The sequence below is a fragment of the Edaphobacter sp. HDX4 genome, from assembly GCF_036877565.1.
In the GTDB taxonomy this organism is placed as follows: domain Bacteria; phylum Acidobacteriota; class Terriglobia; order Terriglobales; family Acidobacteriaceae; genus Edaphobacter.
Window position 1 is genome coordinate 88,953 of the sequence record NZ_JAEDXW010000015.1, and the last position, 15,823, is coordinate 104,775.

General features: G+C 54.9%; 14 protein-coding genes. 12 read left to right on the plus strand and 2 right to left on the minus strand.

Features of this window, described 5'->3' with window-relative positions; translation table 11 throughout:
- Nucleotides 1-11 precede the first annotated feature (11 nt).
- A complete protein-coding gene (gene glyS / locus JAO29_RS15100) occupies nucleotides 12-2,120 on the plus strand; it encodes a glycine--tRNA ligase subunit beta (RefSeq protein WP_334269070.1) in 2,109 nt (702 codons plus the stop codon).
- 35 nt (nucleotides 2,121-2,155) lie between these two features.
- On the opposite strand, the gene JAO29_RS15105 is transcribed toward glyS, so the two are convergent.
- Nucleotides 2,156-2,809, minus strand: coding sequence for a hypothetical protein (locus JAO29_RS15105; RefSeq protein ID WP_334269071.1), 654 nt, complete (start codon nucleotides 2,807-2,809; stop codon nucleotides 2,156-2,158).
- 145 nt (nucleotides 2,810-2,954) lie between these two features.
- Between JAO29_RS15105 and JAO29_RS15110 the strand changes: the two genes are divergently transcribed.
- The 10 genes from JAO29_RS15110 (at nucleotide 2,955) to JAO29_RS15155 (ending at nucleotide 14,432) form a co-directional block, all read left to right on the plus strand.
- The gene (locus JAO29_RS15110) at nucleotides 2,955-5,381 is read left to right on the plus strand and encodes an LptA/OstA family protein (RefSeq protein WP_334269122.1); all 2,427 of its coding nucleotides are present in this window, start codon (nucleotides 2,955-2,957) and stop codon (nucleotides 5,379-5,381) included.
- Nucleotides 5,381-6,109 carry an LPS export ABC transporter ATP-binding protein gene (gene lptB / locus JAO29_RS15115; protein WP_334269072.1) on the plus strand — a complete coding sequence of 243 codons (729 nt, stop codon included), beginning with the start codon at nucleotides 5,381-5,383 and terminating at the stop codon, nucleotides 6,107-6,109. The genes JAO29_RS15110 and lptB overlap by 1 nt, the downstream gene beginning before the upstream one ends.
- Nucleotides 6,110-6,313: 204 nt before the next feature.
- Complete coding sequence (gene rpoN / locus JAO29_RS15120) at nucleotides 6,314-8,002, plus strand: RNA polymerase factor sigma-54 (protein ID WP_334269073.1); 1,689 nt, start codon at nucleotides 6,314-6,316, stop codon at nucleotides 8,000-8,002.
- A 33-nt stretch (nucleotides 8,003-8,035) separates the two neighbouring features.
- Complete coding sequence (hpf, locus tag JAO29_RS15125; RefSeq protein WP_334269074.1) at nucleotides 8,036-8,668, plus strand: ribosome hibernation-promoting factor, HPF/YfiA family; 633 nt, start codon at nucleotides 8,036-8,038, stop codon at nucleotides 8,666-8,668.
- 53 nt (nucleotides 8,669-8,721) lie between these two features.
- Entirely contained in the window at nucleotides 8,722-9,627 is a 906-nt protein-coding gene (rapZ, locus tag JAO29_RS15130) for an RNase adapter RapZ (RefSeq protein ID WP_334269123.1), read from the plus strand.
- A gap of 80 nt (nucleotides 9,628-9,707) precedes the next feature.
- On the plus strand, nucleotides 9,708-11,585 hold the full coding sequence (locus JAO29_RS15135) for an ABC transporter ATP-binding protein (RefSeq protein WP_334269075.1): 1,878 nt from the start codon (nucleotides 9,708-9,710) through the stop codon (nucleotides 11,583-11,585).
- Nucleotides 11,582-12,487, plus strand: a complete 906-nt coding sequence (locus JAO29_RS15140; RefSeq protein WP_334269076.1) for a YicC/YloC family endoribonuclease — start codon at nucleotides 11,582-11,584, stop codon at nucleotides 12,485-12,487. The genes JAO29_RS15135 and JAO29_RS15140 overlap by 4 nt, the downstream gene beginning before the upstream one ends.
- Before the next feature lie 49 nt (nucleotides 12,488-12,536).
- On the plus strand, nucleotides 12,537-13,196 hold the full coding sequence (gene gmk / locus JAO29_RS15145; protein ID WP_334269077.1) for a guanylate kinase: 660 nt from the start codon (nucleotides 12,537-12,539) through the stop codon (nucleotides 13,194-13,196).
- The gene (rpoZ, locus tag JAO29_RS15150; protein ID WP_334269078.1) at nucleotides 13,183-13,470 is read left to right on the plus strand and encodes a DNA-directed RNA polymerase subunit omega; all 288 of its coding nucleotides are present in this window, start codon (nucleotides 13,183-13,185) and stop codon (nucleotides 13,468-13,470) included. Before gmk ends, rpoZ begins: the two co-directional genes overlap by 14 nt.
- A 38-nt stretch (nucleotides 13,471-13,508) precedes the next feature.
- The gene (locus JAO29_RS15155; RefSeq protein ID WP_334269079.1) at nucleotides 13,509-14,432 is read left to right on the plus strand and encodes a uracil-DNA glycosylase; all 924 of its coding nucleotides are present in this window, start codon (nucleotides 13,509-13,511) and stop codon (nucleotides 14,430-14,432) included.
- Between the two features lie 106 nt (nucleotides 14,433-14,538).
- On the opposite strand, the gene JAO29_RS15160 is transcribed toward JAO29_RS15155, so the two are convergent.
- Nucleotides 14,539-15,219, minus strand: coding sequence for a ribonuclease T2 (locus tag JAO29_RS15160; RefSeq protein WP_334269080.1), 681 nt, complete (start codon nucleotides 15,217-15,219; stop codon nucleotides 14,539-14,541).
- 69 nt (nucleotides 15,220-15,288) lie between these two features.
- Here JAO29_RS15160 and JAO29_RS15165 point away from each other — a divergent pair, with 69 nt between their 5' ends.
- Nucleotides 15,289-15,813: a cupin domain-containing protein gene (locus JAO29_RS15165; protein ID WP_334269081.1), complete on the plus strand. Its 525-nt coding sequence runs from the start codon at nucleotides 15,289-15,291 to the stop codon at nucleotides 15,811-15,813.
- The last annotated feature ends 10 nt before the right edge of the window (nucleotides 15,814-15,823 follow it).

A 15,823-nucleotide genomic window follows, 5' to 3' on the forward strand; every position in this document is an offset into this window, starting at 1 on the left:
AATCGAGAGTGATGGCTGATTTTCTTGTTGAGATTGGTTTGGAAGAGGTTCCCGCGCGCATGATCGCGGGAGCGGAGACTGAATTGAGCCGTCGGGTTCTTGCTTTGCTGCAACGAGAGCGTCTCATAGAGCCCGGAGTCTCAGGTAGAAGCTTCTCGACACCTCGCCGGCTCGCGCTGCTGGTTCCAGATGTATCCGAGCGTCAGAGCGACAGCGCAGAGGAAGTCATGGGACCGTCCGTGAAGATCGCGTACAAGGATGGTGTGGCAACTCCGGCTGCTTTAGCTTTTGCGAAGAAGAGTAGCGTAGAAGTGGAAGCCTTGAAGACAGTTCTTACTCCGAAGGGAGAGTATCTTGCGGCCACGCTGGTCAAGAGCGGACGCCTGGCCTCAGAGGTAATGGCCGCGGAGTTGCCCAAGGAATTGGCTGCTATCTATTGGGCGAAGAATATGTACTGGCGCCCAGGAAAGCCGGAGCGGTTCGTACGTCCCATCCGCTGGCTTGTCGCTCTTCTGGGGGCAGAAGTCGTTCCGATCGAGTTCGGTGGCAAAGTCGCCCAAAGAGTGACCTATGGGCACCGCGTTCTCTTTGGTGATGCCGGAATCGCAATCGAATCGCCTTCGAGCTATGAATCAGCCCTTCTCGAGGCTCATGTGATCGCTGATGCGGAAGCACGACGCCAAAAGATCCGAAAGGCGCTCGATCGAGTGACGCGTACCGTACCTGAGGCGAGGTGGCGCGAAGATCACGATCTGATCGACACCCTGACCCATCTGACAGAGTGGGCTTCGGATCGAACAGTCATTCTGGGCAATTTTGAGGAAGAGTATCTCTCTCTGCCTGAAGAGGTTCTGGTCACCGTAATGCGCGATCATCAGAAGTACCTCGCAGTAGAAGGCCCCTCAGGCAAGCTTGCCTCGCATTTTCTTGCCGTTCTAAATACAGAGGCCGACGAAGAGGGATTGACAGTCATTCGGCATGGGAACGAGCGTGTCCTCCGCGCACGATTCAACGATGCGCGCTTCTTCTGGGAGTTCGATCAACGTACTGCCTTGAAGAATCGCGTGAAGTTGTTGGAGAACGTGACCTTTCAAAAAGAACTAGGGAGCTACGCCGACAAAACGACGAGGGTGCGCGAGTTGGCGCTGGGACTGGCTGAATTGGCGAAATCGCGGGGAAGCGACGTTGACGCCATTGCTTTAGACGAAGCTGCGACGCTGGCGAAAACTGACCTAACTACCGAACTCGTGAAGGAATTCACTGAGTTGCAGGGAATCGTGGGCGGCCTCTATGCAAAGGCGCAAGGTATATCTTCCGCGGCCAGCACCGCTATTTACGATCAGTACCTGCCTTCCTCCATCGAAGATGATGTGCCGCGTACCACTGAAGGAGCGCTCCTGTCGATTGCAGACAAAGCGGACACGATTGCGGGTATGTTTGGACTGGGCATGGAACCCACTGGTTCAAAGGATCCGTTCGCGCTGCGGCGGTCAGCGAACGGTATTGTAAAGATCCTTGCGGAGAGCACAATACCGCTGCCCCTTACTCTCAGAGAAATAGCAGGACGTGCGACCGCAAATGAAGCTGTTGAGGCACGGGTGCGGGCTTTCCTGGTTGAGCGTCTGGAGTTCTACCTTCGCGAAGTTCGGCGCCATGCCTATGATGTTGTTGCCGCGGTGCTTGCCGCGGGAAGCGATGATGTGCGCGACGTCCTGGCACGTGCAGAGGCAGTGACTGTCGTCCGTGCCTCTGATGATTTTGAGGCTGTGAGCGCAGCATTCAAGCGAATGAAGAATATCCTCGCTCAGGCTAAGGAAAAGGGTGAACTCCCGCAAGGAGCTGTCAGTCTGTTGGATGAACCTCATGCTGCGCAGCGCGATCTTGCCGAAGCAGCTCAAGGAGTGAGTGCAAAAGTGAGTGCTCTCAGTGCAGAGCACCAATATGTGGTCGCGCTCGAACAGATAGCGGCGTTGCGGCCGCAGGTAGACGCTTTCTTTGAGCAGGTGATGGTAATGGATCCCGACAAAGGAATTCGCGAAAGCAGATTGTCGCTGCTCTCGGGTATCGTAGCAAGTTTCTCTGGAATCGCCGACTTCTCTGAGATCGTCACAGCCGGTTAGAACTGATTGCCGGCCTCGGCCTATGATGTTATCGCCTAGTTTAACCGTTGCAGGCGGGCGATCAGCTTTTCAGCAAGCGGTTCTCCGGATTCCGTCCACAGCAGCCGGCTCGAGATACCGCAGTTCTTTTCGACCGAGAGGGTAAATGCGAGCAGCATCTCTATATTCTGCTGAATATATTTCTGTGTCTCTTCATCGAGGACCTCTTCCTGCTCTTCATCCATGATCCATGGAGTGTCCAAACCGAAGTCGACGCGGATGTGTCCATTCTGCTCATAACTAGCCTGGTCAAACTGGGGGCCGAAGCCGAGAATCCGCACGGTAGAGGGTTCCCGCCGCCAAAGCACATCGAGTGCCGCCTCTGAGATCGGCGCTTCGTTGGACTCCGGTTTCCAGAGCTTCCACTTCATCTCGAACTCGTAGGCCAGATCGTCGTGGAGCTGCTCTGTCGCTTCCGCCACAGCATTTTCAATGATCGAATCTTCAGTAGACTGCGACCGATCGTCATTTACGTAGATCCTCTGATACACCGGGGATTCGGTAAAGCTGATCGGGTAGACACTGGCCGCAGAGACGCGGCTCTCCCCGCTGACGAGAGCAAACTGGCGCAAGACGGACGCCAGGGCTCCTGGAAGCGCTTCGAAGCGAAAGTTCGGAAACCAAAGGCTAAGGTAAAGCTGGTCTGCCATTGCGATAGTGTACAGGCCGGCAGAGCGCGCCGGAGAGGCGGAGCTTCCCGCAGAAGATGAGAAGATAGAAAGACGGTTAATGATGCGGGTGTCGATCGATAGGCTGCGGAAAGGTTTGCTCGCTGGAGCGGGCCTTCTCCTTTTGGTGATCGCAACTTTTCTTGTGTTCGCTCACTATCGAGCCCATCGTTTTCTTGCCGAACTTCCTCGCAAGCTGGGTGCTGATATCCGGCAGGAGACGAATTCTTTCACCTGGTCGCAGACTGTGAAAGGAAGAACAGTTTTCACTGTTCACGCGGCGAAAGCCATTCAACATAAAGATGGCAAGTACATCCTGCACGACGTCGGTATTACGGTTTATGGACGCGGAGAGGAACAGCAAAATCGGACTGATCACATTTATGGTAAAGAATTCGAACTGGATCAGGGTGAAGGTGTGGTACGGGCTTTGGGCGAGGTCCACCTCGATCTACAGGCTCCCGCAGACACCTCAAGTACGGTAAGCAAGCAGAAGGCGCCGGAGATCGCAGACATACATGAAAAAGACATGAAAGATCCGCGCATGATTCATGTCAAAACCAGCGGTCTTGTTTATCTGCAAAAGCTAGGTGTCGCTGCAACAGATCAGCCGATAGAGTTCGAGTACAACGGTTTGACGGGACATGCCATCGGCGCTGATTACAACACCGACAGCGGCGTCCTTCTGCTGCATTCGGCCATCCAGGTAAGCGGGTTGGAGCACGGGAAACCAGTCGCGCTGACGGCCACTCGTGGCGAATTGAATCGCTCGGATCGTAAGGTTGTGCTTACCCAGGCAAGGTTCGTGACCATAGACAGCGATGGTAAGCAGAATGCGTTAAGGCAGACCGTTGAAGCTCAGCTCGCAACAGCGTTTCTACGTAAAGATGGATCCACAGAACGTCTCCTTGGCGAACGCGGAGTCATCATAGCGTCGAGTGATGGATCGAAGATCTCTTCACAACGTGGCGAGGTTCTTCTGGGTGAATCAAGTAAACCCGACTCTGTAGTGCTGACAGGTAGTGTTCACTACAGTGCTGTGGACGTTTCCCATCAGGCAAGTGCTGATGCAGCAGAGGCTCGCGGGACCTTCGATAGCCAAGGTCGCCTGACACGGGCGGTCTTCAATGGATCCGTTCATCTTCTCGAACACTCAGTTTCTGCACAGCCCTCCGGTGGGACGACTGGTAGGGAACTCAGAGCCGATAAGGTTGCGCTTGCCCTGGGCGTCACTCCAGAGAACAAAACGTGGCTGCAAGAGGTCAACGCAAACGGTAACGCCCGTTTTCAATCGACCGGTCTTGGCAAAAAGGGAAATGAAACGGAAACCAATTCGATCAAAGGAGAGGCGCTGACAGCGCGATTTCGTCGCGAAGACGGGCAAAGCCGGCTGATTGAAATCAAGAGCGACGGGGCCGCCGCGCTCGAACAAAGAAACGGACAGCAGTTAGATCAGACTGCTTCTGGTGACAGCCTCGACGTCACCTTCCAACCGTCGCAAACAGGGTCTAGAAGCACAGGCCTCTCCCTTGGCGGAGGTGATGAGATTAAGAACGCCTTGCTGCAGGGCCATGTAATCCTCGTTCGTGGAGCACAGCCACACGGCGCGATGGTAGCAAACTCCGAAAACGATAGGGCAAGCTCCCAGAGAGCGACCTACGATGGTCGAACTCAGAGGATGTTGCTGATCGGGGCTGTGGAATTGCAAAATGCTGACGGCACCCTGTGGGCGGACCGGGTTGAGATGGATCAGAGATCTGGAGATGCAAGCGCCGAAGGTTCCATCAAGGTGAACTATCGACAAAACAATACTGCGGAGCTGCTGCATGTCCTCGCTGAGCAGGCGGATCTGAAGAAAAGCTCGGACATCGCAACCTTCTACGGGTCCGCAAGCAGACCTGCTCGTCTTTGGCAGGGGGCATTTCAGCTGCAGGCCCCATCCCTTCAGTTCGATCGTCATAAACACACGCTGACGGCACGAAGCGAAGCTCGCAGTACGGCAATGGCAGTCCATACGGTTCTGGTAAGTTCGCCAGCCCATGGCGAGGAAGGCCATGGGCTGCTTGGGAACTCAACACCCAAAATTACTGTCGTCCGCATCGCAAGTCATGAGATGGTCTATTCCGACGAGACGCGCACCCTCAGGTTTACGGGTAAGGTTCGGGTGGAAAGTGCGGACGGTGTCATGCTTGGGCAGCAGGCGACAGCTTACTTCCTGCCAGCACAGGGAAAAAGAGATGACATGTCAAAATCGCAAAATTCCGGTTTGCCATCTGGAGCGGTCGATCGCGTTGTGATCGAAGGCGATCTTCAGATTCAGCAACAGGGACGACGTGCGACAGGCGAGCGGCTGGTTTATACCACCAGCGACGGAGTTTATGTTCTTACCGGTACGGAGCAGCAGCCGCCGAAAGTGATCGACCCCATACAGGGTGTGGTCACCGGGAGAGAACTTCGATTTCGCCAACAGGATGAGAGTGTGGTGATTTCTAATGGAGATCAGGAGAGGAATGGACCCAGAGTGCGCACGGAGACGCGGGTGAAGAGAAAGTGATGAAGACGCTATCGACCGAAGAGCTCGGCAAGTCGTATGGCGGTCGCCAGGTAGTACGAGGCGTAAGTCTGAACATAGAGCAGGGAGAGGTGGTAGGTCTGCTTGGCCCTAACGGCGCCGGAAAAACTACCAGCTTTTACATGATCGTCGGGTTGATACGGCCGGACAGCGGTAGAGTAATGGCGAATGGCAACGAAATTACACGCCTTCCGATGTATCTTCGTGCGCGCGAATGTGGCATCAGCTACCTTCCTCAGGAACCCTCTGTCTTTCGCAAACTCACGGTCGAAGACAATATTCTAGCTGTGCTGGAAACTCAATCTTTAAGCTGGGAAGCCAGAAGAACTCGCACCGAGAAGCTTGTCGAGCAGCTCAACCTTTCGCACGTGAGGAAGACCCGCGGGTATGCTCTCAGCGGGGGTGAGCGCAGACGTGTCGAAATCGCTCGCTGTCTTGCCATCGATCCGGCTTTCATCCTTCTGGATGAGCCCTTTTCAGGTATCGACCCCATAGCTGTGATCGATCTGCAGGAGATCATCTTCGGTCTCAAGAGATCCGGGATCGGAGTGTTGATTACAGATCACAACGTGCGCGAGACACTCTCAGTTACGGATCGAGCCTACATCATCAATGAAGGCAAGATCTTCCGAGCTGGCACTCCGGGAGATCTCGGCCGCGATCCCGAAGTCCGTAAGGTTTACCTGGGAGAAAAATTCTCGATGGACTGAAAGTTGATACAACTTCCGTTGTAAACGTGGTGTATCCCATGGAGAGCGCATCCGCTCGTCTCCCGCGATAGACTGGATTTCAATGAGTTTGCAGCGTGTAGACTAATGATCTGGAGGTTCGGCCCGGTCAAATTGACCGATCAAGAGAGTCGAAACCGCCCATCCCATCCCACATCGTGATAAGAACTACGAGGATTCGCTAACGTGCTCCTGCAACCCAAGCTCAATCTGAAAGTCTCTCAGCGCCAGGTGCTTACTCCCGGGCTGGTGCAGATGGTCAGTGTGCTTGCGCTCAACAAGTTGGAGCTCAAGGAGATGATCAACACCGAGATCATCGAGAACCCGGTTCTCGAGGAGATTGAGGAGAGTGGTCTTCCGCTCGAAGAACGGGCCGGCATCGAAGGCGATCGGGAGCGTTCTGCCGAGGAGGTAGCGGCTGAAGGTGAGCGTGCAGAGAAAGATCCTTTCGACGAGATCGATTTTGGGAGCTACTTCCAGGATTATCTCGACCCGGGCTTTCGAACCAGTTCTAACTTCGAAGAATATGACAAACCCTCAATTGAGAGTTTTCTCTCCCAGCCCAGCACACTGAGCGACCATCTGCTGTGGCAGCTTGGTTCGCTCAATCTTGAATTGGACCTCCGTGCTGCTGCGGAGCTCGTTATCGGTAATCTGAATGAAAACGGCTATCTGACGGCTACGGATGAGGAGCTTGCGGAATCACTTTCGCAGCTACTCGAGCCCCGTGCAACACCACCTATTCCATTCCACACGCCTCAAAGCCATAACTCCGCATCTGCAGATGAACTGGGAACGGCGGCTGAGGCAATCGAGGACCTGCGGAGCCTTGAAATCGCAGCTTCGGAACAGCCCGATCCGCTACTCTCAACGATTCGCGAGGCTCGAACTATCGTCAGCAACCTCGATCCCGTGGGAGTTGGCGCGCGTGACCTGCGCGAGTGTCTGTCTATTCAGATAGCAGCCCGGCGGAATGAGGCAGCCTTAATGCTGCGCCGGCGGAAGGACTTCGCAGCGCCTCGCAGTGAGTCAAAAACCGAAGACTCCGAGGCTGGTCTCCCAGAACGACGTGATGTATTTACGACAGCGGCCTACATCGTGGAAAACTGCCTAACCCTTCTACAGAAGAAGGATATGCGTGAACTTACAAGAAGCTGCGGGTGCTCCGCCGAAGAGGTGCAGGCCGCGGTAGAGTTTATTCGATCGCTGGAGCCCAGACCGGGCCAGCGATACAACCACTCTGAGACCCGGCTCATTGAACCAGACGTTGCGTTTGTGAAGCGGGACGACCAGTATGTCGTTCTCGTCAATGAAGAAGACATGCCCGCGCTGCGGCTGAACCACAATTACCGCCGCATGCTGCAGGAGAAGCAAACCGAAAAAGAGGTAAGGGAGTACGTCAAGGAGCGCTACAAGTCGGCGATTCAGCTTCTCCGGAATATTGAGCAGCGAAAGAACACAATTGTACGAACCTGTGAGGTCATTGTGCGACGGCAGACCGACTTCCTGGAACGGGGCGTGGATTCTCTGAAGCCCATGATGATCAAGGAAGTAGCCGAGGAGATCGGCGTCCACCCATCCACCGTCAGCCGCGCAGTAGCTAACAAATACGTGCATACACCACAAGGCGTCTACGAACTCCGCTTTTTCTTTTCGGAGGGAGTAAACGGACCCGAGGGAGGGGACCTTCCTCTCGTTCTTCTGAAGCGCAAGGTCAAGAAGCTTATCGAAGAGGAAGATTCTCGCAAGCCCCTGACAGACGACCAGCTCGCTGCTGAACTCCAGCGACAGGGAATCCAGGTCACCCGTAGAACAGTAGCGAAGTACCGTGAGGACATGCAGATTCCGAGCACCCATCAGCGCCGGGTACGATGAACCGGCGTAAGATGTTGCACAAGAGGTACTGCAATGAATCTGGATTACACCGGTAGACAGACAACAATCACCAAAAAGATAAAAGCCCAGACCGAAGCAGGAATTGCGCGCATCGAAAAGATCCTTGGAGGTGCGGGCAGTGTGCACGTAATCCTCACCACGGAGAAATACCGCCGCATAGCGGAATTGACCGTGCAGACTCGAAACCTGAAACTGGTAGCTACCTGTGAAGCGACCGATATGGAGATGGCAGTGCGGGACGCTCTGGCCGCGATCGAAAAGCAGGCCATACGCCAGAAGAAGAAAAAAACAACGATCAAACGACACGCGAAGGATGGGGTCCGACAGGTGGCACTTGCAGCGCCCGAAGATGATGGTGTTGCCGCTGTGAAGCCGCTTCCAAAGAGTACCACCGGCACGAATGGATCCTCGCGTAAGGTCGTCCCTATGCTGGTTCACTCCTTTCCTTCCGAGACTCCTTTGGCTGAGCCGCATCTCGTGCGCTCAAGTGATGGGGTGGCTCTTCGTCCCATGTCGCTCGAAGAGGCAGTCAAGGAGGCAGCCTTTCGGGACCGCGAGGTTTTTGTCTTCCGCGATCATGGAGGGCAGGCGCTCGTCCTGCACCGCAAGCGCGATGGCAAAATGGAGCTGATTGAGGTTCCGTGAGAGGATCCGCCAGCTTTGATTCCGAGGGCACGACTGGTGCTACGATTCCAGTCATGCCCCGGAAGCAATCGAGCAAGTCTACGAAGCCAAAGACCGCGAAAGCGCGAAGCAAGGAGCTGGTGATTCTGACCGGCCTGTCGGGTTCCGGGAAACTATCGGCCCTCAAGACCTTTGAAGACCTTGGCTTTTATTCCGTAGACAATCTCCCACTCGAGTTGGTGCCTCGCTTTGCTGATCTGGTCCGCCAGTCAGCGGAGATCGAGCGCGCTGCCCTCGTAGTCGACGTCAGGGAAGGGATGCGGCTCGATGAATTCCCATCCATTCTCAAACGCGTTAGAAGAGTTCTCCCCACGCGCGTTCTGTACCTTGAGGCAAGCGATGACGCTCTGATTCGCCGGTTTTCAGAGACTCGACGTCCCCATCCGATGGGCCGTACGGATACTGTGATTCAGTCCATACGTGCCGAACGCAAGCGTCTGGACCCCATTCGTAATGTTGCCGACATCGTCCTCGATACCACGAAGTTCACCGTGCACGATCTTCGAGCCCATATCGGAGCACAGTTTGAGCGTGACGAGCACGATCGCAATCTCACCATATCGTCCAACAGCTTCGGTTTCAAAAATGGTGTTCCTGCTGAGGCCGATCTCGTCTTTGATGTCCGCTTTCTTCCCAATCCGCACTTTGTACCGGAGTTCCGTAAGCTGACGGGCAAACATTCCAAGGTGGCGAAGTACGTGCGCGATTTTCCCCAGACCGCTGAATTTCTTGATCGCACAACGGATCTGATGAAGTTCCTTCTGCCGCACTACATCAAAGAAGGTAAAAGCTATCTGACCGTCGCGTTCGGATGCACCGGCGGACAGCACCGCTCCGTATTCATCGCAGAGGAGATGAAGAATCGGCTTGAGGCGGCGGGGTACCGGGTAAAAACGTCGCATCGGGACATGCCGCGCTAGGTCTATCCTCGGGCATTCTCAGTTCCTAACGATTAAAATAAAACCATGCTTGGAAGTTCGAGGAGTGGGAGAGTGGCGGCTTGAAGCGTATATGGCGATTGCTGCTTTATGTGAGGCCTTACCTCCTCCATCTGATTGCTTCTGTGGTGTTGATGGCAGCGGTGGGAGCGATGGCAGCATTCCGCATCCTTCTGGTAAAGCCGATCTTCGATAACGTCTTAAGCCCGAACGCACAATCACGCGACGTGCTGATGTTTCATCTGCCCCACGTCAGTCGTGTGCTCGACCTGCAGTTCCTGGTTCCCAGCCACTTCCATAACGCCTGGACCGTCGTGGCTTATGCATTGGTTGTTTCTGCCATCCTGAAGTCCGTCTGCGACTATCTTGGCACCTATCTCGTGAACTATGCCGGCTTCGGCATGATCACAGACCTGCGGAACGATCTGTATGACGCCGTGCTTCGCCGCTCTGTCGCCTTCTTTCAGAAGCATTCCACAGGTACTCTTCTATCGACGCTGATCAACGACATCGAGCGGGTACAGTACGCCATGTCCAGCGTATTGGGCGATTCGCTGCAGCAGCTCTTCACGTTGTTGTTCACCGCAGGAGTGGTCGTTGTTGTAGGAGGGAAACTTGCATGGGTTCTTCTTCTGTTTGTTCCGGTCGTTATATCTTCGGCGCGGCGCATCGGCCGACGCGTTCGGCAGACCACACGCAAGGGACAGGACAAACTGGCGGAGATCCAGAACATCCTTCACGAGACAATTACTGGAAATCGGATCGTCAAAGCCTTCGGAATGGAACTCTGGGAGATGAATCGGTTCCGGAAGGCCGCGCGAAGGCTCTTCCGGGCGAATCTCAAATCTGTCAGCGTTCAGGCCATCAGCTCTCCCCTGATGGATGCCTTGGGATCGGTTGGAATCGCACTCCTTCTACTGCTCGGCCGAGATCGGATTCGGCAGCATGAGATGACGGCCGGCTCCTTTATTGCATTCTTGGTAGCCGTCTTTACCCTCTATGATCCGGTCCGAAAGTTCGCTCTGTTCTATAACAGCTTCCAGCAGGCACTCGGAGCAAGCGAAGACATCTTCAAATTCATGGATGCACAGGACGACGTCCGCGAAAAGCGTCGGGCATTCGTTCTTCGCGGGTTTGAGAAGGGAATCCGGTTTGAGAACGTGGGGTTTGGTTATGTGACGGATGACGGCACCACCGCACAGGTTCTCCATGAGATCAATCTCGACGTCAAGCTTGGAGAAGTGGTTGCCTTTGTGGGGCCCAGCGGCGCTGGTAAATCTTCTCTGGTCAATCTCATCCCGCGTTTCTTCGATGTAAATCAGGGCAGAATTGTCATCGACGGTCATGACCTTCGTGATGTCACGATCGCATCTTTGCGCGAACAGATTGGCAAAGTTACGCAGGAGACCGTTCTTTTCAACGACACCGTAAGAAACAACATCGCATACGGCCAGCCGGATGTTTCCATGAGCAAGGTTGAAGAAGCCGCACGGATGGCATTGGCGCATGATTTTATCTCGAAGATGCCGGACGGCTACAACACTCGCATCGGTGAGAAAGGCCTGAGGCTAAGCGGAGGAGAGCGCCAGAGGCTAGCCATAGCCCGGGCCATCCTGAAGAATGCGCCTATCCTCATTCTCGACGAGGCAACCAGTGCTCTCGATACTGAGAGCGAGCAGTTCGTTCAGGCAGCGTTGGCCAATCTTATGCAGGGGCGAACCGTCTTTGTTATTGCGCATCGCCTATCTACGGTGCGCCGGGCGAGCAAAATCGTCGTGCTTGAAAACGGAAAGATCACTGAGACCGGTTCGCATGATGAACTCATGCGAAACTCGGGAACCTATCGAAGACTATATGACCTGCAGTTTGGACAAGAGAGTCCGCTTGCAGTGGAAAGCGAAACTCCTTTGCAGACGGCTGAGTTGGAGGGATTTTCTTGAGCATCGTCTATTCAATGACAGGGTTTGCAAGCGCAGCAAGCGCTTCAGATGAGAGCGTCGGTTTCTCCATCGCCATCAAAAGCGTCAACCATCGCTTTCTCGATCTGCATCTGAGGCTGCCTTCTTATTGCGACTCGCTGGAGATCCAGCTACGCCGCTTTCTCAAAGAGGCGCTTAAGCGTGGACATATTGAGGTCATCCTGCAGGTGGAGCGCAAGACCAGTGCGCAGATCCAGCTCAATACGGATCTTCTGGGAGTCTATGTAACGGCATTCAGCCAGGCATCTGCGCTTTATAACCTGCCCTCCCAGCCCGATCTCAACTCTCTATTAAGGATTCCTGGTGTCATGAGCGTTGAAACCAACATCGGTTCCGACGGTATCCCGGAATTGGATCAGGCCGTGATGAAAGTGATGCCATCGCTAATCGAAAAGTTGAATGAAGCTCGAGCTCAGGAAGGCGCTATGTTGGCTTCGGAACTGCGTGGCTCGATGCAGCGTCTGAAGACATTCGCTGACGAGATGGCAGGCCTAAGAAACGGTGTCCGCGAGGCTCAATTCGAGCGCCTGCGCACCCGGTTGATGGAACTCACTTCAGCGGGGCCTGTCAGCGAAGAGCGGATTCTTTCGGAGGCAGCCGTACTGGCGGAAAAGAGCGATATCGAGGAGGAGATCGTGCGTCTGAAGACGCATATTGACAGATTCATTGGCATGCTCGACGCGGGAGGAGAGCTGGGCAAGCGCATGGATTTTCTGCTACAGGAACTCAATCGGGAGGCCAACACGATGCTCTCCAAGACGAGTGCCGCTGCAGGGGACAACAGCTTGCGCATCACCGAGCTGGGCCTGGAGATCAAGGCTGAGATCGAGAAGGCGCGCGAGCAGGTGCAGAATCTGGAGTAGAAGCGTTTACACTGACAAAGATTTCAAGACACGAAAACTTAGGGGCTCGATGGCGGGAATTCTTTTTATCATTTCAGCGCCCTCCGGTTCAGGGAAGTCGACTTTGGTCACACAACTTCGAACCCTGGTCGAGGGACTGGACTTTTCCATCTCTTACACTACCCGGGCACCACGTGGATCTGAGGAGAACGGGCGCGAGTACTACTTCACTACCCGCGAAGAGTTCGAGCGAATGGTAGAAGCGGACGACTTTCTGGAATGGGCCGAGGTCTTCGGAAACTACTATGGAACCGCCGCCTCAGCGCTGCAACACGCCAAAGATCTGGGCAGGGACCTGCTGCTCGACATCGATGTGCAAGGGGCACTGCAGGTGATGAAGAAGATGCCCCAGGCTGTATCGATCTTTATCCTTCCCCCGAGTCCCGGGATTCTGGAGCAGCGCCTGAAAAATCGGAGTGCAGCCGAAAAGATGACGGATGAGTCAGTCATCCAAAAACGTCTGGCGGGCGCTAAAAACGAGCTGAAGCGTGTTTGGGAGTATGAATACGCTCTGGTAAACGATGTTCTGGAAAATGCCGTTGCAGAGATGCGCGGCATTGTTCTCTATGAGCGCGGCGAGGTGGAATACGAATCCGTGGCCCGCAGTTGCAGGACCGACGCGGCTTCTCCCAGGCTGAAGGCTGTCTTGGAAGCCTTTGGAGAACAATAACCAGATTTCCACCACTAATTTTCTGGTGCAGATTTCACGGGCTGAGGTACAGTCAGACGACAAGAGAGGAGCAATCATGACGGACGAAACTACATTTGTTAATAAGTACAGTCTGGTGAAGGGCGCCGCGCGTCGGGCAAGGCAACTGCAATCGGGAGCACCTCCTTTGATCAATGCCAAGTCAAGCAAAGCCTGCCGGGTGGCGCAGGATGAGATCGAGCAGGGATTCGTCAAGTTCATGCTCCCAAAGCAACCGGAACCGCATCTTCATTAGAGACTCGCTCTCGCGGGCGCACGCGGTAGCATATAAGGATGGCAGGAGAGGCGGAGCAGCAGTTACGTGCCTATGTCGAATACCTTCGCGACCTGGGTATCTACAATCTTTATCGCCGATGCGAGCCGGATCTCGGAGTCGTGCCTGATCCGGTTTCCCAACCGCTCGATCTTTCTGAAGGCGGCCCCGCAGTCGGATTCGCATCGGGTTCGGACCAACGAGCTCCGCAGCCGTCAGCAGTTGTCGTATCGAAACCTGCTCAATCAAAATTGCAGCCCATTGCGGTAACGCCTCCCCCGAAAACGCAGCCTTCGGAGTCTGAAATTCCTAAGTTAATCAGTTTCAATGATCTTGCGCCTCTGCCGGAGGTGCGTTTAGCCGCTTCGGACAAAGCCGCGGCCCTCGAAATCGTGCGGGAAGACATCGGGGATTGCACGCGATGTCCGCTTGCCTATGCGGGCCGTCGGAAGATCGTGTTCGCCGACGGAGATCCTAATGCACGGCTTATGTTTGTTGGGGAGGGACCGGGAGCCGATGAGGACGCACAGGGCCTTCCCTTCGTTGGCAAGGCTGGGCAGCTACTGAACAATATGATCTCGGCGATGGGCATACAGCGACAACAGGTTTACATTGCCAACATCGTCAAGTGCAGGCCTCCTGCTAATCGCGTGCCCGAACCCGTCGAGGCCAATACCTGTAGTCAGTTCCTTCTGCGCCAGATCGACATAGTACAACCAAAGGTTATTGTTGCTCTGGGTGCGACTGCCGCGACCTATCTTCTGGGTGTTAAGCAGTCGCTTGCCGGACTACGTGGCAACTGGCACAGTTGCCGGGGGGCTAAATTAGTGGTGACCTATCACCCTGCATTCCTGCTGCGTGATCCACGACAGAAAGGCGAGGCGTGGAAGGATCTACAGATGGTAATGAAGGAGATGGGCCTCAAAGCTCCTGCGCGAGGTTAATCGCCAGAATCGCCGAGTATTCATGTCAAATGCGATGACCCAGGGAAGATGGCTGTGGCCGGCGCGTGGACCTGGGAGATAAAAGATTGCCTCTGTTCTTCCATCGTTATTGCGGTGGTGGAATGCGAACGCTGTTTGCCCTGCAGGACTTGAGCTCACCGCACTTGGTGGGATGACCCTCCTTGTCGATGCATGCTTCTACGGCAGTGAGGTAGTTGTTCCCGCAACTCAGGGCGAGCTTGTCGGAGGTAAAGGACGGATTCGCTGCCGTGAACAGTTCAAGAATCTTGTCCGGAGGCATCGAAACCTGTTTCTGGAGATTGGCGAGCTCTGGTGGAATGGTAATGAAGTAAAAGCTCGCGCGCGCCAGGTTGAAGAAACCATCAGGGGAAAGTCCGGAACAGGTGCCGTGCGTCTTCCATTCGTGCTGGAGGAGTCCAGCGTCAGGATAGATATCTTTGTACTGGGAGGGATCGGCGGGGCCCGGAAGATTGCTGCAGTTCTCCGGGTATGTTCCATCCTTCTTTTCTGGCCACAGGCCATGGAGTACGAAGGTCGGGTGCTGAGCACATTCCGTCGCAGTGGGATGAGAGTGGCAATACTCGGGTGACCACGAAAGGTTCAGCAGATAGTAGTCAAAGGTCTGGCTGGACGCCGCAGATTCGGTGGATAGAGTAGCAGTCTGCGGCGCCAGGTTGGGATCGTCAGGCTTACTGGAGCGCTGGCTGTTACATCCGCAGAGCAGCAGCAGTGCACTACCCAAGGGGAGAAGGAAAAGCCTGTTCATGCGGGAAGGATATCAGGGACGCAGACGGTCAGTAGCGCAGCCATGGCCGGTTGTGATTCACTCTTGAGCATGGCTAACAAACAGACACGCCGCAACTTTCTACTAAAGGCTCCTATCGCCGCAGTGGTCGCCTCTCCTCTAGCCGACACAATGCTTCGTGCTTCGACCGCAGGCTCATCAGCTATGGGGCAGTCCGATGGGCCGGGAGTACAGGTATTCACAGCTACAGAGATGGCTGGCGAACTGAATGGAGTGCAGGCGAAGCATGGAACCAAAAACCTGCTAACAACACCAGGAACGCTGATGATTCTCAGTGAGGAGACCAAGAAAGCTGCCAAGGAGTTCGAATGGCATGCAACGAGGGACCACGTCTTCCAGGTGCTTGACGGCGAGACGAAATATGAGCTGGGGGGGACACCAAAAGGCGCGCATCAGACCAAGCCGGGTGAGTGGCTGGCTCCAGAAAGCGAAGGCGCGAAGACGGTCGTCCTTAGGAAGGGCGATTACTTGTTTGTGCCGCGAATGATTCCGCATAAGAGGACGACGGACGACAGCGTGAGCTTGCTACTGATCTCCTCGCAGACGCCCGCCTAGGAGACGCTAC

Excerpts from the sequence above, each read along its gene's own strand:
- JAO29_RS15155 (WP_334269079.1), top strand. The coding sequence starts at position 13,509 with ATGGCAGGAGAGGCGGAGCAGCAGTTACGTGCCTATGTCGAATACCTT.
- lptB (WP_334269072.1), top strand. The coding sequence starts at position 5,381 with ATGAAGACGCTATCGACCGAAGAGCTCGGCAAGTCGTATGGCGGTCGC.
- hpf (WP_334269074.1), top strand. The coding sequence starts at position 8,036 with ATGAATCTGGATTACACCGGTAGACAGACAACAATCACCAAAAAGATA.
- JAO29_RS15105 (WP_334269071.1), bottom strand. The coding sequence starts at position 2,809 with ATGGCAGACCAGCTTTACCTTAGCCTTTGGTTTCCGAACTTTCGCTTC.
- JAO29_RS15160 (WP_334269080.1), bottom strand. The coding sequence starts at position 15,219 with ATGAACAGGCTTTTCCTTCTCCCCTTGGGTAGTGCACTGCTGCTGCTC.
- glyS (WP_334269070.1), top strand. The coding sequence starts at position 12 with ATGGCTGATTTTCTTGTTGAGATTGGTTTGGAAGAGGTTCCCGCGCGC.
- rapZ (WP_334269123.1), top strand. The coding sequence starts at position 8,722 with ATGCCCCGGAAGCAATCGAGCAAGTCTACGAAGCCAAAGACCGCGAAA.
- gmk (WP_334269077.1), top strand. The coding sequence starts at position 12,537 with ATGGCGGGAATTCTTTTTATCATTTCAGCGCCCTCCGGTTCAGGGAAG.
- JAO29_RS15165 (WP_334269081.1), top strand. The coding sequence starts at position 15,289 with ATGGCTAACAAACAGACACGCCGCAACTTTCTACTAAAGGCTCCTATC.